The organism is Exiguobacterium sp. BG5(2022) (assembly GCF_031844365.1).
Classification (GTDB): Bacteria; Bacillota; Bacilli; order Exiguobacteriales; family Exiguobacteriaceae; genus Exiguobacterium; species Exiguobacterium profundum.
In genome coordinates, this window is sequence record NZ_JAUZVB010000001.1 from 938,716 (window position 1) to 964,971 (window position 26,256).

A 26,256-nucleotide genomic window follows, 5' to 3' on the forward strand; every position below is an offset into this window, starting at 1 on the left:
ATTGCCTCCTCAAATTTCGTTTAAGAAACTCTTTCCGTTTGATGGTGCCGCAACGTCAAAGTTGTCAGCGACGGTCGCACCGATATCTGCGAACGTACCACGAATGCCTAAATCAACCGCTTTCGCTCCGTTGTGATGAACGATGAGCGGAACGTATTCACGCGTGTGATCTGTACCGGCATGAACAGGGTCATTTCCGTGGTCAGCCGTGATGATGAGCAAGTCATCTTCACGAAGGCGCTCCATCACTTCCGGTAAGCGAGCGTCATACTCTTCAAGCGCGACCGCATAGCCTTCCGGGTCACGACGATGACCGAATAATGCGTCGAAGTCAACTAAATTCAAGAAGCAGAGCCCTTCGAAGTCTTCCTCGAGCGACTCGACCAATTTGTCCATGCCATCCATGTTCGATTTCGTGCGGACCGCTTTTGTCACACCTTCACCATCGTAAATATCGCTGATTTTCCCTAATGCGATGACGTCTTTCCCAGCTTCCTCAAGCGTGTTCATGACGGTCTTGCCGAATGGTTTCAAGGCGTAATCGTGACGGTTTGCCGTACGGACCCATGCTCCTGGTGTCCCGATGAACGGGCGAGCGATGATTCGTCCGAGCATGTATGGATCTTCACGTGTGATTTCACGAGCGTATTCGCAGATTCGGTACAACTCATCAACCGGCACGATGTCCTCGTGTGCTGCGATTTGAAGGACTGAGTCGGCTGATGTATAGACAATCAGAGCGCCAGTCTCGACATGCTCTTCACCGAGTTCGTCCAAAATTTCTGTTCCTGACGCCGGTTTGTTCCCGATGATTTTACGTCCGCTGAACTCTTCGAGGCGGTGAATCAAGTCATCAGGGAACTCCTCGAATACTCGGAATGGTGTATCGATATGAAGACCCATGATTTCCCAATGTCCTGTCATCGTATCCTTACCAGCTGAGATTTCTTCCATGCGACCATACGCACTCGGTGCATCCGATGCATCGATGCCTTGAATCGGCTTGATGTTCGAAAGTCCAAGTTTACCCATGTTCGGCATGTTCAATCCGTTATGTTCACGCGCGATATGCCCGAGCGTGTCGGCCCCTTTGTCACCGAACTGTTCAGCATCTGGTGCTTCACCGATACCGACCGAGTCCATGACGACTAAGAAAATACGTTTAAACTTCTTCACAAAAAATTCCTCCTTTTCGGTGTCTAGGCACGAGGGTGATGCTTACGATACACATCATGCAATCGTGATTTGTTGACGTGTGTATACACTTGCGTCGTCGCTAAATCCGCATGACCGAGCATCTGTTGAATGGCGCGTAAATCCGCACCGTTCTCGAGAAGGTGTGTCGCAAAAGAATGACGGAGTACGTGCGGTGTGATTTCTTTGTCAATTCCAGCAAGTTTGGCTCGTCGTTTGATCATCTTCCAAAATCCTTGGCGACTGAGCCGTCCTCCTCTGCCGTTTAAAAAGAGCGCTTCGGTCTCTCTGCCGCCAAGTCCGTTACGAGCTTGTTGGATGTAACGCTCGACAAAACTTTGGGCAACCGAGGATACCGGAATGATTCTTGCGCGCTCGCCTTTCCCTTCACATTGTAGATACCCCAATTCGAACTGCAAATCATCCAAATCCAAACCTAAAAGTTCACTGACCCGCATCCCTGTCCCGTAAAGCAATTCAAGCATGGCTCGGTCTCGTAACGAGAGCGGGTCCGACGTCGGGACGCTGTCCAACAGACGTTCAACTTCCGCTTGTGACCATGTATCCGGAAGTTGCTTTTCTGCTTTTGGAGATTCTAGGTAAAGAGACGGATCGGTCGTCGTGACTCCGGTCATTTTGAGATGATGATGAAACATCCGGATCGAACTGACAGCTCGTCTTAATGAGGACGAGGCACGCCCCGCCTGTGACAGTTCTTCGATATGTTTGACGATATGCGAACGTGTCACTTCATTCCACTCTTCTACCCCAAGTTGGGTCAAGGTCGATGCGTACTGCGTCAAATCGCTCGCATACGCCTGTCTCGTATTCGCGGACATCCGCTTTTCAACTGTCATGTATTGAAGAAATGACTCGATATGCGAACGCATCATACCCTCCTCCTTCCTTGTTTCACCTGAATACGCTTACAGCATATCACTTATGTAAACTGTTGTGAAGATGTCTGACCTCATTTTTTATTCACTTTTTTGTGAACGTTTACGTGATAAAAATACATCTCAGAATTCTTATTTTTCTGGCATCTTCAAATGAGAAACGTTATACTACAAATAACTTATTAAAGTATTTTAAAAAGTGGATAGGAGTTGAATCGTGATGAAAGATCCACAACATGAATTACTAGTCGACATCCGAAAGCAAATTGCCCTACACAACGTTTCGACAATTTCCGAGTTGAGTAAGGCCACACACGTTTCATTCCCTACCGTTAAGAAGATGATTGATGACATGATTGAACACAGTGAAGTCATCGAACACGGTCAACTTGCCCCAAAAGGAGGAAGACCCGCAAAAAGTTATAAATACAATCCAACATTCCGATGTTGCCTGACCTTATATATCGAAGCGAGCGAGATTCACTATCGCTTGATTGACTGTAAAACTCAGAATGTTGAAGAAGGTGTAACTTTAGTCTCAGGCACGCATTTAGAGACGTTAGGCAAACTCGTCGATACATTCGATGAGCACACAATAAAAATCGGTGCCATCTCTGTCGGCGTCGCCGCTGCAGTCGATACGGGTCGAATTGTTTTCGCCCCAGAATATCCATCACTGGCGCATTTAGATTTGAAGAACTGGTTGATGGAACGAACTGGACTTCCGGTCGTCATTGAAAATGATATGAATGCCGCCGTCTATGGATTTTCCATACGAGATGAGACCACAACACATCAGTCCATCGTCTATCTCGGCCTCGGAAAGAATGGTCCAGGTGCTGGTATCTTGCTCGATGGACATGTCGCTCGCGGACAATCCGGGTTTAGTGGTGAAGTTTCATTTCTTCCGCTTTATGATGATGCAACTTTCTTTGACCGCATAAAAAACAAGCCTTATGGACCACATGTTCTGAAAAAAGAAGAAATCGATGCATTAGGACGGCTCGTCGCTACATTTGCTGCGACACTAAACCCACACACATTCATCTTTTCAGACGTCGACCTCATTACTGACGATCTGTCTCACATCGACCGCGCATGCGAACGATATCTTCCCTCTCGTCACCTTCCTCGTCTACGGATTGGGGAATGGGAAGAGGATTACTTTTCCGGACTGGCTCGCCTCGGCATTGAATTGATGCTCGAAACGATTCCGCGAGGTGACGTATGACGATTGTTTTGTTGGCCGTGATCTATCTCGCATTTATCAGTCTTGGTCTTCCGGATGCCCTCATCGGTGTCGGGTGGCCACTTATGCATCAAGAATTCTCCGCACCGGTATCGATGGTCGGATGGATTTTTATGACGATTGCTGGTGGAACGATTCTTTCGAGTCTACTGAGCGGTAAACTATTGAAACATTTTGACACGAAACAAGTCACGTTCGGTTCGACATTACTCACAGCGCTCTGTCTGTTCGGATTCTACTATGCTCCTTCAATCGGTTGGCTATTCGTATTCGCCATCCCGCTCGGTCTAGGCGCCGGTGCCGTCGATGCCGCTCTGAATCATTACGTTGCCGAACATTACGAAGCACATCATATGAACTGGCTACACTGCTTTTGGGGAATCGGCGCGACCGGGGGACCACTCGTCATGGCGGGTGTATTAACAGAGGATGGATGGCGTGACGGCTATTTGATTATCGCCGCCGTTCAGTTCAGTTTAGCTCTCGTATTGTGGTTGTCTTTCCCACTTTGGAAACAGAAAGAGGATTCCACTGCACATCCTCAAGAAACAGCCGTCACGACACTCGATCGCAAGCTACCGACCGGAGTGTCCTATGCATTGGCCACATTTCTACTTTACTGCGGGGTCGAAGCGTTGATTGGGTTATGGACGAGCAGTTATCTTGTGCAGATGAAACAGTTTTCCATTGCGACGGCTGCGGCATGGGTGTCCATCTACTACGGTAGTATCACAATTGGACGGTTTGTGAGCGGATTCCTCTCGTTCCGTTTCACGAACAAACAGATGATTCGGATGGGACAAATACTCGCCCTTGTCGGAAGCATCCTCTTCTTCATCCCAATCTCCGCGACGATGCTCGTCGGCTTGATGCTGATTGGCTTCGGATTGGCTCCGATTTATCCAAGTATGCTTCACGATACGCCGAATCGGTTTGGCTCGGCACAATCGAAACGTTTGATGGGGTTTCAAATGGCATTCGCCTACTCAGGGAGTACGTTTCTCCCCCCGTTATTCGGATTAATCGTGTCTATGACTTCACTCCGTTTTTTACCGTTTGTGATCATCCTAATCATGACCGGGATGCTCTTCAATACAGAACGGTTGAATCAAATGATTAGACGAACATCAGAAGATGATTCTATATGAGAATTGAACATGTCGCCCTTTGGGTAAACGACATCGAAAACATGCGCAGGTTTTACGAAGTCTATTTTGATGCACAGTCAAATGATAAATATGAAAACGAGAAGAAACAGTTTGAATCGTACTTTTTAACGTTTCGAGGTTCACGTTGCCGACTCGAACTGATGAGACGACCTCACCTTAAAGAACATCCGAAAGAATCGGCCGGGTATGCACATCTCGCCTTTTCACTAGGAAGTAAACACGCGGTAGATGCCTTGACGGAACGCTTTCAACTTGATGGATACACACACGTTGACGGTCCACGGACGACCGGTGATGGTTATTACGAAAGCGTCATCCTTGATCCGGAAGGCAACATCATCGAATTGACAATCTAAACAGAAGGAGACAACACACATGATCCAGGCAATTTTACTTGATTTAGACGGAACGCTGTTAAATGACGAGAAAATCATCACGGAACAGACGAAGCGCACGCTACTTGCATTGCAAGAGCAAGGTGTCAAAGTGGTGCTTGCGTCAGGACGTCCAAAGCGAGGGATGATTCGCTATGCACAAGAGTTGAAATTGAACGAGTTCGGCGGGTTGATTGTCTCTTCTAATGGAGCATGTGTCACGGACGCTTCTACAGGCGATACGCTTTTTGAACAAGCAATGCAAATCGAGGATGTTCGCTCAATCTTAAAGCACTTAGAGCACTACGAGGTCATCCCAATGATTAACGATGATACGTATATGTATGTGCGCGACGTTTTCGAGGGACAACTTGAAGTGAATGGAAAATTGATTAACATCATCGAATATGAATCGAGAGGCGGTCAGTTCCAATTGCGAGAAGAACCGAACTTAATCGAGATTATCGACTTCCCCGTCCATAAGATTCTCGTTGCTGGCGAGCCTTCATACTTACGAGAGAATGCAACTGCATTAGCTGGTCCTTTCACAGGTCGGGTCACGAGTATGTTCACAGCGGCGATGTATTATGAATTCACCGATTTCGGCATTGATAAGGCGAAGGCGCTGCGTCACGTCTTCGAGGACTTGTGTATCAATCGTGACCACGTCATCGCTTTCGGAGATGGTCATAACGACCGTTCAATCATTGAATACGCAGGAATTGGGATTGCCATGGGAAATGCCGTCGATGCATTGATCGACATTGCGAGTGAGATCACGACATCAAACAACGACGATGGGATTTCGAAGATTCTTGAGCGATATATCACACATTGAAAAAGGACAGATGACCTGTTGGGGTCGTCTGTCCTTTCTGCATTAACCGTTGATGACTGCTTTATGACCTTCGAGTGTGACGCCTTTTGCTTGGCATACTTTACAGATACCGTGAAACGTCAAGCGATGGTCTTTAATCAAAAATTCGTATTTACTCTCGACTTTTTTCTCAACATCGACGAGCAAGTCTTCCATGATTTCCTCGACCGAGCCGCATTCGACACAGACGAGATGGTGGTGCGAATGGTTCGCCCCTTCTGGACGTAAGTCAAAGCGTGCAACTCCGTCACCGAAATTGACTTTATCGACCACGCCGAGCTCTGTCAATAATTCTAATGTGCGATAAACCGTTGCGAGTCCAATTTCTGGTGCGATGCTTTTCACGAGCATGAAGACGTTCTCCGCACTTAAATGGTCACTCTCATTCTCAAGTAAGATACGTACCGTCGATTCACGTTGTGGTGTTAATTTATATCCTTTGGCGCTCAATTGCTGTTTAATTCGTTCAATTCGCGTTTCCATAAGGCGCCCCCTCTTTACATAGTTCACTACTGAAAGCATACCGAAGTTTTACTCAATTTTCAATTTAAAATCATTACTATGTAAGTTTATCATATAAGTACTTAGATTAGAATTATTTCAATCTAGACAATTGCCACCATTGGATTGCCATAATTGTCTTGGCGTCGGTAATGATGCCTCGGTCCAGTAAATCGACGGCTTCATCAAATGAGTATCGTTTCACATTTAAAAATTCATCTTCGTCTAAATTCATCTCACCGGCAGATAACCCTTTTGCGACATATACATCGACCCGCTCACTGCAGAACCCAGGTGCCCCGTAGAAAGAAAAAATCTTTTCAAGCGATTCCGCCGTGTAGCCCGTCTCCTCTTCGAGCTCGCGCTCGGCACTCGCCATCGGCTCTTCGCCTTTTTCCAACTTACCGGCTGGAATCTCAAGCGACATCGATTCAAACGCTTTTCGGTACTGCTCCACCATGACGATGTTGTCCGATTCATCAATGACGAGTACAGCGACGGCTCCGTTATGATAGACGAGTTCACGTACAGACGTGTTTCCGTTCGGAAGGGAAACGACATGCTTTTCCACATCGAAGATTTTGCCTTGATAAATGACTTCCCGCTCAATCGTTTTTTCTTCCATATGATTACTCCTCACTTTTCGATATACTCTGATTATGAGTCAAACCTACATTTCGAACAAGGAGGAATCCAAATGAGTGAACTCGGACTCGGAACGATGACGATTTTGAAACATGGGGAGAAAGAGGCAAAGAATATCCTGGAAACGGCCATTCAATCGGGGATTCGCAATATCGATACGGCAGACGTCTATGAACGACAAGCTGTCGAGCGTGTGATTGGGGAAACGTTGGGTCAAGAGCGACAACACTTATTTTTGGCGAGTAAAGGTGGCAACGAATTGACTGAGGAGGGCATGCGTTGGAATCCTGATCCGTTCTATTTAGAGGAAGCATTGCACGGATCGCTCGAGCGATTGAAAACCGATTATCTGGATTTATATTATATACATGGCGGCACGCTCGAGGATGACCTCGACGCAACGATTGAATGGGCACAAAAACAAAAACGAGATGGTCTAATCCGACAAATCGGACTCTCGTCGATTCGTCCGAACGTCATCAACCATTGGGTCAAATCCGGTGCCCTCGATGTTCTCATGACACCGTATTCCCTACTCGACCGCCGGGCAGAGACGCTCAACATTTCAATCCCCATCGTCGGTCGAGGGGTTCTTGCCAAAGGCCTATTAACGGATGAATGGGAGACTCGTCTCGGAGATAAGGGATTTGAGACGTGGCGAAAAGAGGAACTCGCAAGTGAATTGGCGATGATGCCGACACCGATTCAAGCCTATGCACTCGAAGCTGCAAAACGGTTCTGTGACGTCGTCTTACCAGGCGCCTCTTCAGTCAAGCAATTGAACGAAACGATTCGTTCATTTGAGACCAAAACCGATGATGAAGTGCTTGATCGCTTACTCGCTCGTTTACCGGTTCACCCATACACAAAACACGTGACCTGATCCGCTCAGGTCACGTGTTTTTCGTTGCGTGCTTGAATCTGTTCGATCGCCCAATCCGCCCATCCGGCATAGTTCTCCATCATTCGGATCGCATACTCGCTCGTCAGCAAATAGCCAAGTGTATCCTCGTCCGATTGATGTTCTTCTTGAAACATACGAATCTGTTGTGCGACCTGCTCATGGTGTGCCTTTGTCTCTTCGATATATCGGACCGCTTCTTCAACCGGCAACAATTGGAGCAGACTGACACGCAGGAGGTTTTCATCCTTCATTTTCGGTTGGAACGACGTTGGTTGACGTAACCAATTGATTAACTCTTCTCGTCCTCGATCCGTGATGGAGTATATTTTTTTGTCTGGCAACTCTTGTTGAGAGACATGTTCCGCCGAAACGAGTGCCTCTTCTTCCATCTTTAACAGTTCCCGATAAATCTGTGTATGATGGGCGTTCCAAAAATGAATCATCTGCGCCTTGAACGTCGCGTTCAAGGCGTACCCGGTCGCAGGCTGATGGGTCAATAACCCGAGCAATGCGTGACGTAACGCCATATCCATCACCTTTTCCTTCTCATGCTATTTTTAATAGTGTATCACATTCTCAAATGGTTTCGAGAATGCCAATCTGTTGACGACCCGTTAAAAACCCGACAAAATAGATAGAAGAAAGGAGAGTTGTCTATGCAACCGATTCATTCATCACAACAATTTGACGAAGCCACAAAAGATCATGGAATGGTGGTCTTCACTACATCATGGTGCCCGGACTGTAAACGTCTAGACATGTATGTCGATGAGCTTGTCAAAGACTATCCACAATTTAACTGGCACGTCGTCGACCGCGACGAACTCCCAGAGCTATCTGATGCACAAGAAGTTCGCGGCATCCCTTCACTTCTTTACTATAAAGACGGGGTAAAACAAGAACACCTCCACTCGGCGAACGCCAAGTCGGAGATGCAAATCCGTTCTTTCCTCGATACGATCCAAGCATGACCTGATTCCTGCAGCCCATTCGACTGCAGGAATTTTTTGTACACACCTCTGTCATCCTCGATTATACTGTAAGAAATAACCAAATGAGAAAGGGAAACAATCATGACGTTTACACGCCTTTTCACTCCACTCTGTTTTACCATGTTGATGTTGGTCGGCTGCATACAACCATCCACGTCACCATCCATGCCGTCTGATGACGAGACGGCTATCATAAAAAGTGCTGTTACCTATCTACACAATAAGAATTGGCTACCAACCGATGAAAACGGGAAACAGGCTACGATTCAATCCATTACAGTCGATGATCGTTATGACTTAGTCGATGATCGGTTTGAAGGAACACGTGCCTGGCTCGTCACGTTCCCCCCTGATCCACAGCGTACGGTCGAGATTCCACAAGTACTCGTTGAATCGGAATCGAACGACGTGATTGGTCATCTTTTAAGCGAATAACGTGAACCTCCGACTACTTGTAATGCCGAACATACCGCGAGTCAATCCACCGCTTCATATAATATGGAGTCCGACCATGCCATGTAAACTTTCCATATGTTAGCAAGGCGCGCCCTGGTGTCGTCAGTAAGATATTCATCGATTGACGTCTCCGAAATGGTCGACTTGTTTCCTCTAGTAACCGTTTGCCGACATAGCGCCCTGACCTAACAGCATCGACGCCTCCATTTAAGGAGGATGCCATATCTCCTGTTACATATATATTTGTAAAATGATGATGGCGTAAATATTTGTCTACCTCTATAAAACTCTCAGGTTTTGCAAGCCCTGATTCAGTCCACCATTCCACGGGAACAACCCCCGTCGCATCCAATAAAAGCCCTTCCGATGTGTCTGCATGAAACGCCTGTTTGACGACCATGACCCCTGTTCTGACCAACAATCGCTCGATGTGCTTTCTAGTATGGACCGAGACGTCTGGTAATATCTCTTTTGCATACAGTGTCACATCTTTTGTGCGAGCACACGTGAACGCCAATTCTACGCCGGCCTTCCCGCCTCCGACGATGGTCACTTGTGAACTCGATTCGATTTGGTCGAGTAAAGCTTGTGACATCGGTTTAAGTGGCGTGCCGATTCCCCGACTTTTCGCACCGGTGGCTAAAACGAGTTGATCGTATTCAAACATTCCGTTTTCTGTTTGAACCGTCTGCTGAATCGGGTCAATCGAGAGCACCCGCTTTGCGACCGGCTCTAGTTGAGGTGATCGGACCGTAGCTGAATCCATGAGCCCGGCAATCACTTGTGGAAACGCACCTGTATAAATCGTCTGGCAGTCTCCAATGAAGCGAACATCATAATGTTTGCATATCTCCTCAATACGATCGAGAATTTCTAGCTGTCCGTGTCCAAGTCCGGCCAACACCAACTTCGGTTTCATCGCAAAATCCTCCGCGCCTCAATGAATCGTTGTGTGATTGTCATGACTTCAAGCAATAAAAAGATAAGAGCAATCCCGCCGACCCAGTTCGGGAAGAGAATCATCAACGTGAACAAAATGAAGCACTCTGTTCGCTCGATAATTCCTGGCTGATAGTAAAACGTCTTCTCTGAGCGCTTTGAACTACTCGCACCGACAGCTAGGAACAGTGTCATGGCGATCACAAATGAAGCAATCAGAATGAGAAAAATAGGCATATATTCCGGGTAACGAAGGGCAAGGGCAATCACGACCGACAATTCGACGAATCGGTCCAAGACGAGGTCAAGCACCGTTCCAAACCCACTCGTTTTCGACTTTCGAGCCATCGTCCCATCTAAAACATCAAACAAGCCAGATAGCCACAGTAAGATGACGGCAGTCCAGTGCATATCATTATAGATAAAGATTCCGGTCGAGATTCCGATGATTCCTCCAAGTACTGTCACTTCGTTCGGCGTGAAATTCCATTTGAGCAATCGATTCGCTCCACGCTCGATGACCGGTTGAACGTAACGACTTCCGTACGTATCGAGCATACTATTCCTCCTTTCGTTTAATTCGATAAATCATTCCAGTTTGGTACGTTTCACACGTCGGTAACATGACGGATCGTCCATCCTTGAACTGATATTCCCCGAAACATTGACCGAATCGATAAATTTTCTTCATCAACTGAACCGACACACCAGTCGCTTCGGATACCTCCACTTCAGACAACGGTCGCAGTTCTCCATCGAGCATGACAAAGTCACCGAATCCAGGGGCCGTATCGTATAACTCCGCAACCGTCCCCGTACGTGTCACCTTGCCTTCATCAATCAGCGTCACCTGGTCTGCCATGAGCATCGCTTCTTCCCGATCATGAGTGACCAATACCGCCGTCAAGTTGAGTTCTTTCACTAAGTCCCGGATAAAACGCTGCAAGTCGAGCTTGAGTTTGGGATCAAGGTTTGTAAAGGGTTCATCTAATAACAGTAGTTCTGGTTCAGCAGCTAAAGCTCGGGCAAGACTGACCCGTTGTTGTTCGCCACCAGACAGTTCGTGTATCTCGGCATCATATCGGTCACCGAGTTGAACGACTCGTAACCAATGTTCGGCTTGCTTACGAGAACGCTCTCGAGTCACGAGCGCGACATTCTCTCCGACTGTCAAATGTGGGAACAATAAAGCCGTTTGCGATAGCATCGTCACGCGCCGTTTATGCGCAGGGATAGGGATTAAAGAACGGTGATTCCATTTCACGTCACCGCTGTCAGTCGACTCAAGACCTGCGATGATTCGTAGAATCGTCGATTTCCCTGAACCACTCACACCGACGATTGCGTGAATGTCGTGAGGTTTAACCTCGAAGTCGACACCATTTAGTATTTGTTTCGTTCCAAATTGTTTATATAGATTTTGTACATTCAAACTCATTGAAGACGTCCTTTCAGCATACGCACCATATACCGATCCCATCCTGAGAGCAGGAAATAGAGGAGAACGGGGAATAGGATGAGCATCCATGTGTTCGAGAGAGCTAGACCACGATTGTTTCCCGCATAAGATTGATACAATTCTGTCGTCACGGTCGGAATCAATCCCGCACCAATCAACTGGATCAGCGCAAATTGACTGAGCAAAATGACGGTCGTGAACAACGCGATGGTCCGCATCAATCTAGAAAAGAGCGGATACAGCACGTACATGACTCGCCGTCTCGATGGCAGAATCCGAGCTTGTTCCAAAAGTGGTCGACCGATGACCGCCATTCCGTTGTAGGCGAGGCGGATTGAATAGGGAATCGTCACGACGAGCAGGGCAAGGGTGACGCCGACATACGTCCCAATCAGACCAGCTTCCGCCAAAATCAGATAGAGGCCAAACAATGTGGCCAGCATCGGAATGAACAATGGTAAAAAGACGAGCCATTCGATGACATGTTTCCATCTAGAATCTGTCCACAATAGCCACCAGGCACACATCATCGAGAGCCACACATTGATCCCAGATAAAATCACAATCAATCCTATCGTATGAACGATTGCCATGTTGTTCTCGATTTCAAATGTCGGGACTACGAAAAAGAGGCTGATAAACGGTATGAACGTCAAACAGATGAGAAGCCCTTGTCGAATCATCGTCTCACCCCACGTTCAATTCGTCGTCGTATGGATGCGGTCAATACGTAAGATAGGAATACGCCGCTTCCGACAAGACATGTCCAGACGAGGGCGACCGCATAAGGCTCTGTCGCCTCTAAATAGAGTCCAGTCGACAGTCGTTCATACGCGAGGACACCGATGAGTTTCGGGTAAGTCACGCCGAGCAATGCCGGGACCTCGTATGCGAACGAGATAAAGGCGATTAAAATCCATGCCGAATCGAGTAATGGTTTCATCAGAAACGGCAACTCCCCATGTTTGAACTGGTCAAACGGAGAGAGTTGGAGCGTCTTGGCCATCTCGACGTAACCCCGATTCAATTGCTCATATGTCCCGAGCATCATTAAAAAGACGAACGGTGTCTCCTTCCATATATAGGTCAGGATGACCGTGACATAGTTTCGTTCGTTCGCCTCAATCCATCCGATGCCATTCGTTCCGGTGAACAATAACCAAAACAGGTATGCAGCGGCAATGTGAGGGACAAACATCGGAAGTCGGAGTACAGACGATAGGAAACGCCAACCTTTTTGGACGACCGTTCTTGCAAGCCACGTCCCGATTACAAGCGATAGACCGGTCGATACGCTGACGACATAAATCGTCGTGACGAAACTATCGCGCCACGTCTCATCTGTTAAAAGCGAGCCCCAATCCGTTCCCATTGACTCTATGGCGAGAAAGACGAGAGCAGTGAGAGGAAGAAGCGACACCATGATCGTCACTGCGACACTACTTCGCAACACGTGGCCACTCCTCGCGGACGGTGTCAATCACGTTCGGTCCATAATCCGGAATCGAACGTTCGAGCAACTGCTCCGAATCTGGGTACGTGACACCCTCCCCTAATTCTTCAAACGCTCGTTGGTCATTCACGTCAAGCTTCGTTAAGTCGAGTGATGTGCCGTCTCCCCAATATTCTGGTCCTTGTTTGACAAGCTGTGCTTCAGGAGACAACAGTTCTTGAAGAAGGACTAACGCCCCATCTGGATTCGGGGCATTGAATGGGACTGCTAAAAAGTGTGTCGAGGCAATGGAGTGATCGAGGACGAGCGCGCGTGTCTCTTTCGGGAAGATCCCTTCCGTCACTTCCGCCTCGGCTCGACGTTCGTTGAATCCCATCGTCATCCAAACTTCTCCCGATGCATAGAGCTGATCGAGTTGTTCGAGCGTCTTTGGATACGTTTGTCCGTCTTTCCACAAATTCGGAGACCACGCTTTCAAGTCATCCCAGAACGAATCCTCAATGGTCGCTTTTTGGTCCAACTCGTCACCGTATCGTTCATACAATAGATGGCGGACGAAGGCATTCCCGGTGAAATCTGTGACTTCAGGATACGTGAATCGACCTGGATTGTCTTCAGTCCAGCGACGTAATTCTTCAAACGATTGAGGAGGATTGTCCACTTTCGAAGCATCGTAATGCATGATGAATTGTACATTCCCCCATGCGAGCTCCAAGTCCTCTGTCGGGGTGCCAGCATCTGATTGCTGGGCCGTTTCGTTTAATAACTCGGCGTTCGGGACACGTTCCATCAGTCCGTCTCGAAGAAGACCAGCCTCTTTCGCATTTCGGAAATTATCGCCATTGACCCAGACGGCATCGATCGTCCCGACTTGTCTGTCCGCTTTTTTATCGAGTGATAATTGTCGAATGAATTCTGCCGTATCCATTGCGACACGGTTCAATTCGACATTGTAAGATTCCTCGAGGCGAGGTGCCACGTAGTCATCGATGTAGCTGTTGATGCCCTCGTCCCCACCCCACATATATAGGTTGACGGTCGACCCTTCTGCCGTCGTCGCTGCTTTTTCAAACGAGTCCGAAAACTCAACTGCCTGTTCACTCCCACACGCTGCCACGAATGTTAGCATGACAGTTGCGAGCAGTACTCTCCATTTCCTCATCTTAATCCCCCTTTTTACTTTTTCTCAAATCCCCGTTTTGCGAGCATTTCGAACATGGTTGGACAGATTGCATACACATTCGCCCCTACGTTCATCCACCACGGCGCATTGATTTCACGTTTTCGCTTACGACTTCCTCTGACAATCGCATCAGCCAATTGTTTCGGGTCAAGCATGATCCTTTGAACACTTTCAGCATATGTACCACTTTTATCAGCTCGATTAAAGAACGGCGTTGCAATCGGTCCTGGATTGACCGTCATGACGTGAATGCCACGGGGCTTCAACTCTAGCCTGAGCGCGTTCGAAAACTGTAAAAGTGCCGCCTTTGACCCTGCGTAGACGGCTGACTTAGGTGTCGGTACTTTCGCAGCCTGTGAACAGATGTTGACGATGATACCCTCTCGCTCCATCACGCGGGCGACATCTCGCGATAACAGCATCGGTGCGAGAGCGTTCACACGCATCGTTTCTTCTATCACATCCGTCGACTGATCGGTCACAAAATCAAATTCGGCCATGCCTGCATTGTTGACCCATACGTCAAATTTCCCGAACCGTTCGCTCACATCATGAACGAGAGCGGTTGACTTTGCGACATCCGCGCACATCCAATCCCCTTCACATGTTGCGGCAATCTTTTTTAACCGTTCTTCATTTCTTCCAATCAACAATACGTTGTATCCATGTTCATAAAAAGAATGCGCCAATGCGGCACCGAGCCCGCTTGACGCACCAGTAATGACTACTCGTTTCACGACATCACTTCTTTCTTCGTATAAATCCATTTTTGATCATCTCGACGTCTCTCGATGTCGCCACGTTCCTCGAGTAAACTGAGTCGTGCAAACACTTCACTGAAGACGAGCGGCATCCCACGTCGCATCTTTCGTCCATATAACTTCATTGACCAATCAAAAACGCTAAGTCCATCTTCCCATTCGGCAAGCAATTGTTCACTGCGCTCATACCGTTGGCGAATCCGACTCTCGATTAAATCATTCGGATGGTGAATCGGTTCACCGTGTCCACTGACGACGAGCTTTAAATCAATCCCGCGTAATTTTTTAAGCGAATCGATATAGAGAATGACGGGTGATGCAAATCCTTCGTCATCATACGGCTGTTCGATGAGCGGATTTGGTTCGACCTTGTCGATGAGGTGATCTCCGGCAATCAAGACTCCTCCGGGACCAATCAACCCGAGCTGGTCACTGGCGTGTCCAGGTAAATGGATCGTCTGCCACGCCCCATCCGAGGTCAATGCTTGCCCGTCCCCAAACGTCATCGTGACAGTCGTCGGACCAATCCAGCGAAGCGCTTCGCGATAGTCTGGTAATTTTTCCACGAGTGGAGCCGGGGCCCCGAAAGAGACGGCCAATTCATGTAAAAAGTGATTGCCACGCTTCAAAAAGTTTGGGGTTTGCTCTAAGTATCGAACGAGCTTTTCATGCCCGTACACGGGGATGGATGCGTCGCGAAGACGCCATGCTTGTCCGGCATGATCAGCATGATGATGTGTCAAAAATAAAAAGTCGATATCCGCCAACGAGAGTTCAAGCTCTTCAAGTTGACGGTTCAACGAGGTCCACGCCTCTTCTGTGTCTGGTCCACAATCGACCATGAAGAAGCGGTTCATATGTTCAACGATATATACGTTCACGTTCCCGACTTCGAACGGTGTCGGGATATCGAGTCTTGCCAGTTGGCTAGAAATCCAGTCCGCCATGTCATCACCACCCCTTCTTCCTGTCTTTCTCCATTATACCCGTCTGAAAGATGCGTTTTCAATCAAACAAAAAAGAGGGAGATGTCTCTCCCTCATGAATGATTCATATTATAGGTTGATGACCGTCACTTTATCACGTGTCATCGTCTCAAGGCTACGTCCGATTCCTTGAACGCCGAGTCCCGATTGCTTGACACCGATGAATGGGAAGTGGTCTGGACCGCGTTCTGTCCGTCCGTTCACTTGGACCGTACCGACTTCTAACTTATCAGCGACCGTGAAGGCGCTATTGACGTTTTGTGTGAAGACGCTCGCCTGAAGACCAAACTCCGATTCATTCGTGAGTGCGATCATCTCGTCGAGTGATTTCACACGGATGACCGGGAGGACCGGTCCGAACGGTTCTTCCCATGCGACACGCATATCTGTCGTCACATGATCAAGCAATGTCGGGTGAAGCAAGTTTCCTTCACGCTTATTACCGTAAACGACCGTTGCCTTTTTATTGACGGCGTCGTCAATCAAACCCTGTACATAATCCGTCGTCTTCGCATCAACTAAAGGAACGATGAAGCTGTTCTCTTCCGGTGAACCGACTGAAAGTTTTGCGACACGTTCTTTCAACATATCGACGAGCTCATCCGCTTGATTTTCAAGGACGAAGACGCGCTTGATTGCTGTACAACGTTGACCTGAATATGAGAACGCTCCGCTGACAATTTGGTCAGCTGCTAACGTCAAGTCTGCATCCTCTAAAACGAGGGCTGGGTCTTTCCCGCCGAGTTCGAGTACGACCGGTACCATCGACGCTTGTTGTGACAAATGTTGACCCGTACCCGTTCCACCTGTGAACGTGATCATGTCGATCCCTGGGTGTGATGTCAAGTAGTCACCGATGACCGAACCGCGACCTGTCACGAGGTTCAACAGACCTTTTGGAAGACCGGCATCGTGAAGAGCCTCGACCATCTTGATCCCACTGATTGCACCTTGCGTCGCTGGTTTGAAGACTACCGCATTTCCTGTGACGAGCGCCGGCGCAATCTTAGCAGCTGCCAAGTTTACCGGGTAGTTGAACGGTGAAATCGCGAGGATGACACCGAGCGCTTCTTTCTTGATGATGGCCATCTTGTTTTTCGAGCCACCTGGGAATGAATCGCCTTGCATGAAGCCGCCATTGAAGCGAATTCCTTCTTCTGCCGTATAACGAATGATTTCCGCCGTCCGTACGACTTCCTTCTTCGCGTCGTTCAAGTTTTTCCCGACTTCTCGCATGATGATTTGACCAATCTCATCCACGCGTTCTTCGAGTTTTTCTGCCCATGCATACAATAATTCAGCGCGCTTGTTGACCGGAAGCGCCGCCCATTCTTGTTGTGCACGTTTTGCGCCATGGATGGCTTCATCGACTTCATCGCGTGACATCGCTTGAACGCGACCTACGACTTCGTCTTTATATGGTGAAACGAGTTCAATCGTTTCGTTGCTTGAAGATTCCTGCCATTGACCATTCAATAAATATGGATATGTGTTCATACTCATCATCTCTATCTGCCTCCTGAGTAAGCTGTAATATCTCGTTGCCAACCCCATTGTATGCAGATTTTTTTGCATTGGACAACTATAACGATTCAGTTTATGAGATGTAAACGGTTACTATGAAACTTTTTGTGAATTCTGATGAGAGTTGACACTATTTTTACTGTAGATTTATCGATTGGATACCGATAGTAAAGATGAGAGTACGTGAAATAGGAGGGACTACCATTGAGCACTGATCATAATATTTTACTTGAAGCAGGAACGAACGAACTTGAAATCGTCATTTTCCAAGCTGGACCGTTCTTGTTCGGCATCAATGTCATGAAAGTACGTGAAATTATCACGATGCTTCCATTGACGCCACTCCCAGGTACGCCTGAAGCCATCATGGGATTAATCGAGCTGCGCGGTGAAGTCATGACCGTCATCGACCTTCCGATGGTCATCAGCCATCCGCGTGAAGTCGGAAGTGATGATCGTTTGATTGTCTGTGAGTTCAACGGTGAGAAGTCGGTTCTTCGTGTCGACCAGGTAACCGAGATCAAACGCATCTCTTGGGAACAAATTGATACCCCGTCCGATCTCGCACGTGGTGTTCAAGGCATTACAAACGGTGTCGTCAAAACAGGTGACCAGATGATCATCTTGCTCGATTATGAGCGAATCGCGCTCGAGTTGTCACGTAAGGACATCATGGCTCGCGAATCTGTGAAGCGACTCGGCGCTCGTGAGCGCTCGAACAAAAACATTTGGCTAGCTGAAGATTCAGAAATGCTCCGCACATTGATTCTCGACACGTTGGATGACGCGGGGTACTTCAATACGACTGTCTTCAATAACGGGAAAGAGGCACTCGATGCGTTTGAACAAGAAGGTGCCGAGTGTGACCTCCTCATCACCGACATTGAGATGCCACAGATGGATGGACTTCATTTGACGAAGCGTCTTCGTGAGATGGACCAATACGCAACACTTCCAATCATCATCTTCTCGTCACTCATTTCAGATGACTTGAAACATAAAGGGGAAGCCGTCGGTGCGAACGCTCAAATCACGAAACCAGAAATCGGAATGTTGATTGCGACGCTCGATGAATTTGTAGGATAATAAAAAAGTTTGCGACTTCTCCGTCGCAAACTTTTTTATGTGAATTGTTCAAAATGCGTATTCCATTCGGTTAAAAATCGCTTACTATGCGATTCGATGGTTGCCAATGTTTCGGTCGCTCCATCTAGATGTGCATTTTCTCCAGCCACTTCAAGGTCGTGGAAAAGAAGCGCCGTCTGTTCTAGACCAACTGAATAGGAGGCCCCTTTCAATAAATGGGCGAGTTGCTCGACGCGAGAATAATCTTTCGACTCGACTGCCGATTGAAGTTCAGGATACTTCGCCTCGAACTGCTGGATATATGTGGTTGCAATTTTATTTAAGAACTCAATGTTTCCGTTTGCGATTTGGTGAAGCTCTGCTAGTTTTTCTTCATTGAACAGAGCGTCTTCGGGCATTCTAGTCAATATAACCCCTCCTCAATAAACGATATTCCAATCGTTCCCTCTCACTGTAACACGTTTTCGAGAGAAAACAAAAAAACTCCTGCTTTGGATTGCACTCTTCATTTTGGCTACCTATAATAAGATTGAGTTAAGGTAGGAGGAAGATGCATGCTGACGATTTACCGTACTGACGCATCAGGCCATGTGGATGAAATCGAAGACTTTGATAAAGGAAGCTGGATCCAACTCGTGAACCCGACAAAAGATGAGGCCGATCAAGTCATCGAGGCGTCCGGCATTCCAGAAGACTTTGTATATGACCCACTTGATATCGAAGAGAAACCACGTTTTGAAAAAGATGATGAAGGACTTCTCATGATCATCGACGTTCCGTATGTGGAGGAAGATGATACAGGTCGCACGTATAATACGATCCCGCTCGGTATCATCGTGACCGGACGACATTTCATTACCGTCTGCTCGCGAGATCTCGACGTGTTGAATTTGTTCGCTAACGGGAAGGCAAGACTGTTCCGAACAAACTATCGTAGTCGCTTCGTCTTTCAGATTTTACATCGTGTGAGCATGACGTATTTGCGCTTCTTGCGTCAAATCGACCGAAGAATGGACGAACTCGAGCAAGAGTTGCAGCGTTCCATGCGAAACCAAGAGATTTTCCAGTTGATGAACCTTCAAAAATCTCTCGTCTACTTCATGACTTCGTTAAAAGCGAATGATAGCGTCTTGGACCGAATCGTCAAGACACCGAGTTTGGAGAAGCATGAAGAGGACGAAGAACTACTCGAAGACGTTTTTGTCGAACACCGACAAGCGATGGAAATGGCATCGATTTATAACGACATCATCAGCATCAAGATGGAAGCATTCGGATCCATCATTTCGAACAATGTTAACTTCGTCATGAAATTCTTGGCATCCATCACGATTGTCCTCAGCATCCCGACAATGATATCTGGAATTTTTGGGATGAACGTTCAAGTTCCATGGGAAGGACAACCGTTCGGATTCATCATGGCTATCACGATGATGATTGGATTTTCCGGTCTCGCCTTCTATATCCTTTGGCGAAAGCGATATTTCTAGCATAAAAGAGCCTGACGCACGTTGCGTCAGGCTCTTTTCATGTGATTTTGACCGTGACGAGACATAGGTCGTCTTCAATTTCAATCTTTGGCACAAGCTGTTCAGCGACGTGACGACTATAGTCAAGACCATATGTGGAAACGTCGTTTTCTAGCCATCGAATCCCATCATCGATATCTTTGCTGTAACACTCCATGAGTCCATCCGTATACATGTGAAGCGTCATATTCGGTGTGATGTCAATCTCTTTGGATTCATAATTCGGTTCCTCGAACATACCGACTGGTACCCCTGTCGTCTCAAGACGAGAGTTTCCTTCTTCTGACGTCACGATGACAGGCGGATGACCCGCATTCACATATTCGATTCGACGTTTTGTCGTGTCGATGTAGCAATAGACCGCCGTGAAGTAGCTGTGCATATCGTCACCCGAGAAGAGGAACGTCATCTGACGGTTCAACTCCGTCATGACGTCTACCGGATATTGCACGTTCCCGACAAGCCCCGGTAGGATTGAACGGATTCCCATCGTGATGAGCGCCGATGAGACCCCATGTCCCATGACATCAAAGATGATGACCCCGTATCGGTCCGGTGCGACCTGAAACCACGCGTACATGTCTCCGGCTAGTTTTTTAGAAGGCAGATAGAGCGCACGAACATCAATCTCTTCATTACTGATTGGTGGCGTAAGCGCACTCTGTTGAATCTTTTGGGCAAGGTCCAAATCATACTGAAGACGGGTCTCATAAATTTTCCGTTCATCAACAGCCGCCTTATAACGGAGGGCAGAACGGATTCGTGCGAGTAATTCTGTTATTTTGATTGGTTTGGTCGTGTAATCTGACGCCTCCGCGTCGAGTCCCTCGGCAATCTGCTTCTCTTCCGTTCGTCCGGAAACCATGATGACCGGCAACTCTTCAAAGTCAGCCATCTGCCGAATCCGTTTGCACGTCTCGATTCCTGAAATTCCAGGCATTTCGACATCCAACAGGACGAGATCATACAGCGATGCGGCTTGTGGGGCCATCAGTAAATCGAGCGCTTCTTCCCCACTCGAGACCGATACCGTCTCATAGTCGTGCTGGTGAAGCAGTTGCTCAAGTACGAGCGTATTGACCGGTTCATCATCCACAATCAAAATCGCCATGACTATCCCTTCCTTCTCTACGTAGTAATCTATATCGTATTGTACCATATCTTTTCACTCGCACACGACATAACCGTCTATTCATTCTAGTTGAAGAACCTGTCCACTGTTTGGCATACTGAAGAGAGAAAGTGAGGGGTTCATATGGCCTGGATATTCGCCGTAAGCGGTTTAATTATTTTACTCGTCCTCATCGCATCCATCGTCGTCATCCAAAAAGGATACGCCTATAAAGACAATAAAGACGACATCGTGCTCGACTATGACGAAATCAATCGTCGCATTGAAGATGACAAGAAGAGAGAAAAGACTGACCAGACAGAAGGGCCGCTCTAATGCGCGACCCTTTTTTATTTGAATTCAAATCGAAGTATACCTTTTTCTAAATACAATGAGGCATTGAATGTCTTGTCTCCCTTTTTGAACGTATGGACGTTCGACTGCCCGCCATTGATCATTTGCTTCAACTCATCTTTGACGAGTCCGACGCCAAGCACTTGTTTGGAGACGGTGAAGCGACATCCTTCCCGATAACCGCTGCACCCGATGAACTTTGGATGTTCGACAAGCCCTTTCCCACAATTCGGACAGACACCAAATGATGCCTTCGGTCGAGTCGTTCCTTTCTTGCCATAACGTTTCGCCTCAATCGTATAGCCCTCTGGATTAGCCGCCTCTACTCGCGATTTCGCTTCTTCGACCAAATGAACGGACATCTTCTTCGCTTGTTCAATGAATTCGGCAGCGGATGCCGATGCTTGACCGATCTCATGGAGTCGCTTCTCCCATTTCGCCGTCATTGCGGGTGATGCCAAAATACTATCTCCGAGGACATCAATCAACAGGCGACCCTTGTCTGTTGGAACAAGCTCTTTTTTCTGAAGTTGGACATAGCCTCGCTTCTTCAATCCATCGATGATGTTGGCACGTGTAGCCTCAGTCCCAAGACCCTCTACTTCTTTCATGATATGAATCAGCTCTTCGTCATCGAGTTGTTTCCCGGCGACTTTCATCGCCATAATGAGCGCGCCCTCCGTATATCGCTTCGGTGGCTCTGTCTGTTTCGACAACACTTCAACTTTCTTCTCTTTTAATTCTTCACCGACCATCATCGCAGGAAGCTCGACATCTTTTGATTTCATCTCAACGACTTGTCGATAGCCAGGACTCACAACGACGGTTCCTTTTGCTCGATACAAGTCGCTTCCATCAATCAAATCAACCGTTGTCTTCTCGAGCATCGCTGCGGGTGCAAAGGCCGCAAGGAAGCGTCGATTGATCAAATCATACAGTTTCGCATCATCCCCACCGAGTCGAGTGATGTCACCACATGCCTCCGTCGGGATGATTGCGTAGTGGTCACTGACTTTCTTGGCATTGACATAGCGTCGATTTTTCGACGGGTCCTCAGTCAAAAGGTCACGAAGTCCGGCATAGGCTTCGGACTTCAGCAGTCTTGCCTTTGTCTGTGGAAATAGCATTGCCTCATCTGGTGTGACAAATCCCGAATCGGTCCGAGGGTAACTAATCCACCCTTTCGTATATAACTTTTGAGCGATATCAAGTGTCTTTTTCGCTCCGAATCCGAAGCGTTTCCCTGCCTCCGCTTGTAATCCGGATAGACTGAACCAAAATGGCGGTTGCTCAATTTTTTCTTCTTTGTCGATTGTCTTCACAATCGCAGTTCCAGATGCGCGTTTGACGACCGCATCAGCTTCCTCACGCGTTTTGAGCTTTGTTGTCTTTCCAAACGTGTACTTCGCTTTGAACGTGCCTCGACCTTTTGCAAGTGTCGCCTCGACTTCGAAGTATGGTTCTGGCACGAATTGTTTGATTTCTCGTTCGCGATTGACGATTAAGGCAAGAGTCGGGGTTTGCACACGACCGAGCGAGAATACGTCTTCAATCCCAATCGTCTTCAACAACGTCGTATAGGCACGAGACGCATTCATCCCAACGAGCCAGTCCGCACAGGCGCGGCTCATCGCCTCATGGTAGTATGGAATCGTCTGTTCACCTGGCAACAGTTGCGAGAATCCACGATCGACTGCTTGCTCCGTCAAACTCGAGATCCATAGTCGAGCAAGCGGTTTTTTGTTACCTGCGAGTCGGAGGATCAGACGAACGATTGCTTCCCCTTCCCTTTCGGCATCCGATGCGATGATGACATCAGTAATCGAGCGATCATGGAGCCATTTTTTGATGGCATAGAACGGTTTCGACTTCCCTTTTGAAATACGATAATCAAATCGTTCTGGGACAATCGGAAGTGAATCGTACTTCCACGACTTCCATTCCGGTCGATAGTGCGACGGTTCTTGAAGTTCACAAAGGTGACCGACCGCCCACACAACAATCGCCCCTTCCGGGAAACGGGGACAAGGTGAGATTTCAATCTCGTCTTTTCGCTTTTTTGATGGGTAGGGAGCAGCCAACTTTTGAGCTTGTGATGGCTTTTCCGCAATGATTAGTCTCATAAGAACTCCTTACTTTGCCTCCTACATAATGGCAAGACGTACATGATTAGCTAGCTTCTACTATGTATTTTACTATATCAAGTCAAAGATGGACACATCGAGAGGGGAGCATTTGTTTGCTATTTTTGAATCGTGTCTTGCCTCGTGGCTGTTTTCCGATATTATTAACAGAGAAGTACAACTGTGAAGGAGTGTCGCCATGTCTTATCTCATCTTGTTCGCTGCTGTCTTTTTCTTATCGACGAGTGTCCTCTTCGTCAAATGGACGTCGGCACCTGCCGAGACTGCCGCATTTTACCGTATGCTGTTCACGTGTCTCATGTTGTTACCGTTTGTCGATTTCAAATCACTCATCACCACGCGCCTCATGACTCGCTACGCTCTACTTCTTAGCGGAACGTTACTGGCGTTTCACTTTTGGCTTTGGTTTTTGTCACTCGATTACACGACGGTTGCCAGCTCCACACTATTTGTCACGTCGAGTCCAATTTTTGTGTTGATCGGGAATGCACTCATCTTTAAAAAGAATCCGACTCGAAAAGGACTTGCCTTCGCGCTCGTCGCTGTCCTCGGGGGCATGCTCGTTGCTGCGGGGGACATTCAACTCGGCCGTGAAGCCCTCTTCGGAGACCTACTCGCCTTGATTGCCGCCCTATTGATTGCAGGGTATTGGCTCGTTGGACAGCATGTACGAGCTTCGATGAACACGAATACATATTCTTTTAGCGTATATCTCGTTGCGACGGTCGTGCTTTGCTTCATGTTGCTCGTTCGCGGCACGACATTCACTGCCTTTGAATCCATCAACTGGTGGTACTTCCTCGCGCTCGCTTTCTTCCCGACAATCCTCGGGCACAACCTGTTCAACTATGCGCTTGCCCGTGTCAGTGCGACCGTCGTCAGTATCACGATTCTTGGAGAGGCGTTGTGGGGAATGCTATTTGGATACGCCTTCTTCGGAGAGCGACTTGGACCGTTCCAATGGATCGGAGCCGTCGTCCTCCTCGGTGGGATATACTTGTTCCTAAAAGAAGACGCCCGCTCGACACGAGCGGACGTTTGATTATAAGTTTGTCGCTTTTGGATTTACATCATGTGCTTCTTTATCTTCTTCTGAAGGACGGAACAATAATTTACGGTCCCAGAATGCCAAAGCAACAGCCGTCAAAAATGTCATCGCATCAGCGATTGGGAATGCCAACCATACGCCGAACACTCCGAGGAACGACGGGAGAATAAAGACGAGCGGAATCGTGTAGAGCGTCTGACGTGAAAGGGACAAGAACATAGCGACGCGTGCTTTCCCGAGGGACTGATAGATTCCATTGACGAGCATCTGAACACTCGGAAGGAAGGAAACGGCGAACAAAATGTGAATCGCTGTCACACCGCCAGCAATGAGCGCCTCATCCGTCGAGAACCAGCCCATGAGTGTTTGCGGGAATAGCTGCAGAATCAACCAAATGATGACAGCAATCGCAATCCCGACCCGCATCGCCGTCCAAATGGTTTCACGCATTCGGTCGAATCGCTCTGCACCGTAGTTATATCCAACGATTGGTTGCATCCCTTGGACGATTCCCATGATTGGCATACCAACGAGCGCCATGAACTTGTTGATAATGGCGAAAATGGCCAATTCTTCGGTCCCGCCGTACGTACCGAGCATCACGTTGACACCAACAAATAAAATGGATTGGGACACCATCATGATGAACGAAGACGAACCGATTGCCATGATTTCTTTTATCTCATCGAATCGAATCCGGAACTGACGCCACTTGAAGCGCAGTTCCGTTTTTGGTTTTCGGGCGAAGAAGAAGCGCAGCATCAATACGGAACCGATGACTTGGGCGAGTGCCGTAGAAGTCGCTGCCCCGTACATGCCCCAGTCGAACGTGAAAATGAAGAGCGGGGTCGTCACGAGGTTGACGAGAACGGTCGTCAGCATGACCTTCATTTGATAAGGTGCCTGTCCTTCAGCACGAACCATCGCACTCGAAGCGAGTGTGAACATGAAGAATGGTGAACTGATCAAGACAACTGATAAGTACTGTCGGCTGAGATCCATGATTTCGGTCGTCGCACCGAACACTTTCAAAATTTCATCTAACATAAAGAAAGCAGAACTGACCGCAAGTGCCGCAAACAGACCGACGAGGACAAGTACGTTCAAGAATGTAACGGCTGCACCGGCATCGTCACCGCGTCCAAGCTTCCTCGAACTGATAGACGCCCCACCTAGACCAACGGCACTCGACACGGCCATTAAAATCATCTGAATCGGAAACGCAATCCCGATGGCAGCGACTGCCGATGCACCGATCCCTCGGGCGACAAAAATCGTATCAATGATATTGTAGAGCGCCGTCACGAGCATCCCAATCATCGCCGGAAGCGATAACTTGAAGAGGAGTCTGCCGATGGGCTCAGTCCGTAATTGCTCCGTATTTTGGTTCATTCTTCCATCCCTCCGTCTCTACTTCTTAGG

At 47.9% G+C, this 26,256-nt stretch carries 29 protein-coding genes; 11 read left to right on the forward strand and 18 right to left on the reverse strand.

What is annotated here, in order from left to right; genetic code table 11:
- Positions 1-9: 9 nt before the first annotated feature.
- Together deoB and xerD are read right to left on the reverse strand one after the other, a co-directional pair.
- Positions 10-1,176: a phosphopentomutase gene (gene deoB / locus Q9R25_RS04860; RefSeq protein ID WP_159562417.1), complete on the reverse strand. Its 1,167-nt coding sequence runs from the start codon at positions 1,174-1,176 to the stop codon at positions 10-12.
- A gap of 23 nt (positions 1,177-1,199) precedes the next feature.
- Positions 1,200-2,084 carry a site-specific tyrosine recombinase XerD gene (gene xerD / locus Q9R25_RS04865; RefSeq protein WP_167365518.1) on the reverse strand — a complete coding sequence of 295 codons (885 nt, stop codon included), beginning with the start codon at positions 2,082-2,084 and terminating at the stop codon, positions 1,200-1,202.
- Between the two features lie 226 nt (positions 2,085-2,310).
- Here xerD and Q9R25_RS04870 point away from each other — a divergent pair, with 226 nt between their 5' ends.
- Genes Q9R25_RS04870 through Q9R25_RS04885 form a run of 4 tightly spaced genes read left to right on the forward strand, consistent with a single transcriptional unit; the run spans position 2,311 to position 5,720 of the window.
- Positions 2,311-3,321 carry an ROK family protein gene (locus Q9R25_RS04870; RefSeq protein WP_311282872.1) on the forward strand — a complete coding sequence of 337 codons (1,011 nt, stop codon included), beginning with the start codon at positions 2,311-2,313 and terminating at the stop codon, positions 3,319-3,321.
- Positions 3,318-4,487 carry an MFS transporter gene (locus Q9R25_RS04875; protein ID WP_311282873.1) on the forward strand — a complete coding sequence of 390 codons (1,170 nt, stop codon included), beginning with the start codon at positions 3,318-3,320 and terminating at the stop codon, positions 4,485-4,487. The genes Q9R25_RS04870 and Q9R25_RS04875 overlap by 4 nt, the downstream gene beginning before the upstream one ends.
- Complete coding sequence (locus tag Q9R25_RS04880; RefSeq protein ID WP_074036798.1) at positions 4,484-4,864, forward strand: VOC family protein; 381 nt, start codon at positions 4,484-4,486, stop codon at positions 4,862-4,864. Before Q9R25_RS04875 ends, Q9R25_RS04880 begins: the two co-directional genes overlap by 4 nt.
- Positions 4,865-4,883: 19 nt before the next feature.
- Positions 4,884-5,720: a Cof-type HAD-IIB family hydrolase gene (locus Q9R25_RS04885; protein ID WP_311282874.1), complete on the forward strand. Its 837-nt coding sequence runs from the start codon at positions 4,884-4,886 to the stop codon at positions 5,718-5,720.
- A 42-nt stretch (positions 5,721-5,762) separates the two neighbouring features.
- On the opposite strand, the gene fur is transcribed toward Q9R25_RS04885, so the two are convergent.
- Positions 5,763-6,242 carry a ferric iron uptake transcriptional regulator gene (gene fur, locus Q9R25_RS04890; protein ID WP_012726507.1) on the reverse strand — a complete coding sequence of 160 codons (480 nt, stop codon included), beginning with the start codon at positions 6,240-6,242 and terminating at the stop codon, positions 5,763-5,765.
- Positions 6,243-6,354: 112 nt separating this feature from the next.
- The gene (locus tag Q9R25_RS04895) at positions 6,355-6,885 is read right to left on the reverse strand and encodes an NUDIX domain-containing protein (protein ID WP_159562421.1); all 531 of its coding nucleotides are present in this window, start codon (positions 6,883-6,885) and stop codon (positions 6,355-6,357) included.
- A 72-nt stretch (positions 6,886-6,957) separates the two neighbouring features.
- Here Q9R25_RS04895 and Q9R25_RS04900 point away from each other — a divergent pair, with 72 nt between their 5' ends.
- Complete coding sequence (locus Q9R25_RS04900) at positions 6,958-7,788, forward strand: aldo/keto reductase (RefSeq protein WP_311282875.1); 831 nt, start codon at positions 6,958-6,960, stop codon at positions 7,786-7,788.
- 5 nt (positions 7,789-7,793) lie between these two features.
- Here the strand turns inward: Q9R25_RS04900 and Q9R25_RS04905 are convergent, their stop codons facing one another.
- Complete coding sequence (locus Q9R25_RS04905; RefSeq protein ID WP_084543069.1) at positions 7,794-8,342, reverse strand: PadR family transcriptional regulator; 549 nt, start codon at positions 8,340-8,342, stop codon at positions 7,794-7,796.
- Positions 8,343-8,465: 123 nt separating this feature from the next.
- Here Q9R25_RS04905 and Q9R25_RS04910 point away from each other — a divergent pair, with 123 nt between their 5' ends.
- Both Q9R25_RS04910 and Q9R25_RS04915 read left to right on the forward strand, forming a co-directional pair.
- Positions 8,466-8,780: a thioredoxin family protein gene (locus Q9R25_RS04910; protein ID WP_215243856.1), complete on the forward strand. Its 315-nt coding sequence runs from the start codon at positions 8,466-8,468 to the stop codon at positions 8,778-8,780.
- Between the two features lie 102 nt (positions 8,781-8,882).
- Positions 8,883-9,236 (forward strand): hypothetical protein, encoded by a 354-nt coding sequence (locus tag Q9R25_RS04915; RefSeq protein ID WP_215243855.1) that lies wholly within the window; start codon positions 8,883-8,885, stop codon positions 9,234-9,236.
- A gap of 13 nt (positions 9,237-9,249) precedes the next feature.
- On the opposite strand, the gene Q9R25_RS04920 is transcribed toward Q9R25_RS04915, so the two are convergent.
- From Q9R25_RS04920 to Q9R25_RS04960, 9 genes are all read right to left on the reverse strand, one after another.
- On the reverse strand, positions 9,250-10,176 hold the full coding sequence (locus Q9R25_RS04920) for an NAD(P)/FAD-dependent oxidoreductase (protein ID WP_074036789.1): 927 nt from the start codon (positions 10,174-10,176) through the stop codon (positions 9,250-9,252).
- On the reverse strand, positions 10,173-10,754 hold the full coding sequence (locus Q9R25_RS04925; protein WP_012726514.1) for a CDP-alcohol phosphatidyltransferase family protein: 582 nt from the start codon (positions 10,752-10,754) through the stop codon (positions 10,173-10,175). The genes Q9R25_RS04920 and Q9R25_RS04925 overlap by 4 nt, the downstream gene beginning before the upstream one ends.
- A 1-nt stretch (position 10,755) precedes the next feature.
- On the reverse strand, positions 10,756-11,634 hold the full coding sequence (locus Q9R25_RS04930; RefSeq protein WP_215243854.1) for an ABC transporter ATP-binding protein: 879 nt from the start codon (positions 11,632-11,634) through the stop codon (positions 10,756-10,758).
- Positions 11,631-12,338, reverse strand: a complete 708-nt coding sequence (locus Q9R25_RS04935) for an ABC transporter permease subunit (protein ID WP_214781393.1) — start codon at positions 12,336-12,338, stop codon at positions 11,631-11,633. Before Q9R25_RS04935 ends, Q9R25_RS04930 begins: the two co-directional genes overlap by 4 nt.
- Positions 12,335-13,108 carry an ABC transporter permease subunit gene (locus Q9R25_RS04940; RefSeq protein WP_215243853.1) on the reverse strand — a complete coding sequence of 258 codons (774 nt, stop codon included), beginning with the start codon at positions 13,106-13,108 and terminating at the stop codon, positions 12,335-12,337. Before Q9R25_RS04940 ends, Q9R25_RS04935 begins: the two co-directional genes overlap by 4 nt.
- On the reverse strand, positions 13,095-14,270 hold the full coding sequence (locus tag Q9R25_RS04945) for an ABC transporter substrate-binding protein (RefSeq protein WP_215243852.1): 1,176 nt from the start codon (positions 14,268-14,270) through the stop codon (positions 13,095-13,097). The genes Q9R25_RS04940 and Q9R25_RS04945 overlap by 14 nt, the downstream gene beginning before the upstream one ends.
- 14 nt (positions 14,271-14,284) lie before the next feature.
- Complete coding sequence (locus Q9R25_RS04950; RefSeq protein WP_215243851.1) at positions 14,285-15,028, reverse strand: SDR family NAD(P)-dependent oxidoreductase; 744 nt, start codon at positions 15,026-15,028, stop codon at positions 14,285-14,287.
- A complete protein-coding gene (locus tag Q9R25_RS04955) occupies positions 15,025-15,999 on the reverse strand; it encodes an MBL fold metallo-hydrolase (protein ID WP_031423403.1) in 975 nt (324 codons plus the stop codon). Before Q9R25_RS04955 ends, Q9R25_RS04950 begins: the two co-directional genes overlap by 4 nt.
- A gap of 108 nt (positions 16,000-16,107) precedes the next feature.
- A complete protein-coding gene (locus Q9R25_RS04960; RefSeq protein WP_214690790.1) occupies positions 16,108-17,544 on the reverse strand; it encodes an NADP-dependent glyceraldehyde-3-phosphate dehydrogenase in 1,437 nt (478 codons plus the stop codon).
- A 222-nt stretch (positions 17,545-17,766) separates the two neighbouring features.
- On the opposite strand from Q9R25_RS04960, the gene Q9R25_RS04965 reads away from it, so the two are divergent.
- Complete coding sequence (locus Q9R25_RS04965) at positions 17,767-18,648, forward strand: chemotaxis protein CheV (protein WP_074036778.1); 882 nt, start codon at positions 17,767-17,769, stop codon at positions 18,646-18,648.
- Positions 18,649-18,683: 35 nt separating this feature from the next.
- Here the strand turns inward: Q9R25_RS04965 and Q9R25_RS04970 are convergent, their stop codons facing one another.
- Complete coding sequence (locus tag Q9R25_RS04970) at positions 18,684-19,046, reverse strand: Hpt domain-containing protein (protein ID WP_230872919.1); 363 nt, start codon at positions 19,044-19,046, stop codon at positions 18,684-18,686.
- Between the two features lie 156 nt (positions 19,047-19,202).
- Here Q9R25_RS04970 and Q9R25_RS04975 point away from each other — a divergent pair, with 156 nt between their 5' ends.
- Positions 19,203-20,138: a magnesium transporter CorA family protein gene (locus Q9R25_RS04975; RefSeq protein WP_012726524.1), complete on the forward strand. Its 936-nt coding sequence runs from the start codon at positions 19,203-19,205 to the stop codon at positions 20,136-20,138.
- 37 nt (positions 20,139-20,175) lie between these two features.
- Here Q9R25_RS04975 and Q9R25_RS04980 read toward each other — a convergent pair whose 3' ends face one another.
- The gene (locus Q9R25_RS04980; protein ID WP_214690789.1) at positions 20,176-21,288 is read right to left on the reverse strand and encodes a PP2C family protein-serine/threonine phosphatase; all 1,113 of its coding nucleotides are present in this window, start codon (positions 21,286-21,288) and stop codon (positions 20,176-20,178) included.
- A 144-nt stretch (positions 21,289-21,432) separates the two neighbouring features.
- Between Q9R25_RS04980 and ytzI the strand changes: the two genes are divergently transcribed.
- Positions 21,433-21,624, forward strand: coding sequence for a YtzI protein (ytzI, locus tag Q9R25_RS04985; protein ID WP_074036770.1), 192 nt, complete (start codon positions 21,433-21,435; stop codon positions 21,622-21,624).
- Between the two features lie 14 nt (positions 21,625-21,638).
- On the opposite strand, the gene Q9R25_RS04990 is transcribed toward ytzI, so the two are convergent.
- Positions 21,639-23,765: a DNA topoisomerase III gene (locus Q9R25_RS04990; protein WP_311282876.1), complete on the reverse strand. Its 2,127-nt coding sequence runs from the start codon at positions 23,763-23,765 to the stop codon at positions 21,639-21,641.
- A 199-nt stretch (positions 23,766-23,964) separates the two neighbouring features.
- Between Q9R25_RS04990 and Q9R25_RS04995 the strand changes: the two genes are divergently transcribed.
- Positions 23,965-24,828, forward strand: a complete 864-nt coding sequence (locus Q9R25_RS04995; RefSeq protein WP_159562436.1) for a DMT family transporter — start codon at positions 23,965-23,967, stop codon at positions 24,826-24,828.
- Here Q9R25_RS04995 and Q9R25_RS05000 read toward each other — a convergent pair whose 3' ends face one another.
- Positions 24,829-26,226, reverse strand: a complete 1,398-nt coding sequence (locus Q9R25_RS05000; protein ID WP_215243849.1) for an MATE family efflux transporter — start codon at positions 26,224-26,226, stop codon at positions 24,829-24,831.
- Between the last annotated feature and the right edge of the window lie 30 nt (positions 26,227-26,256).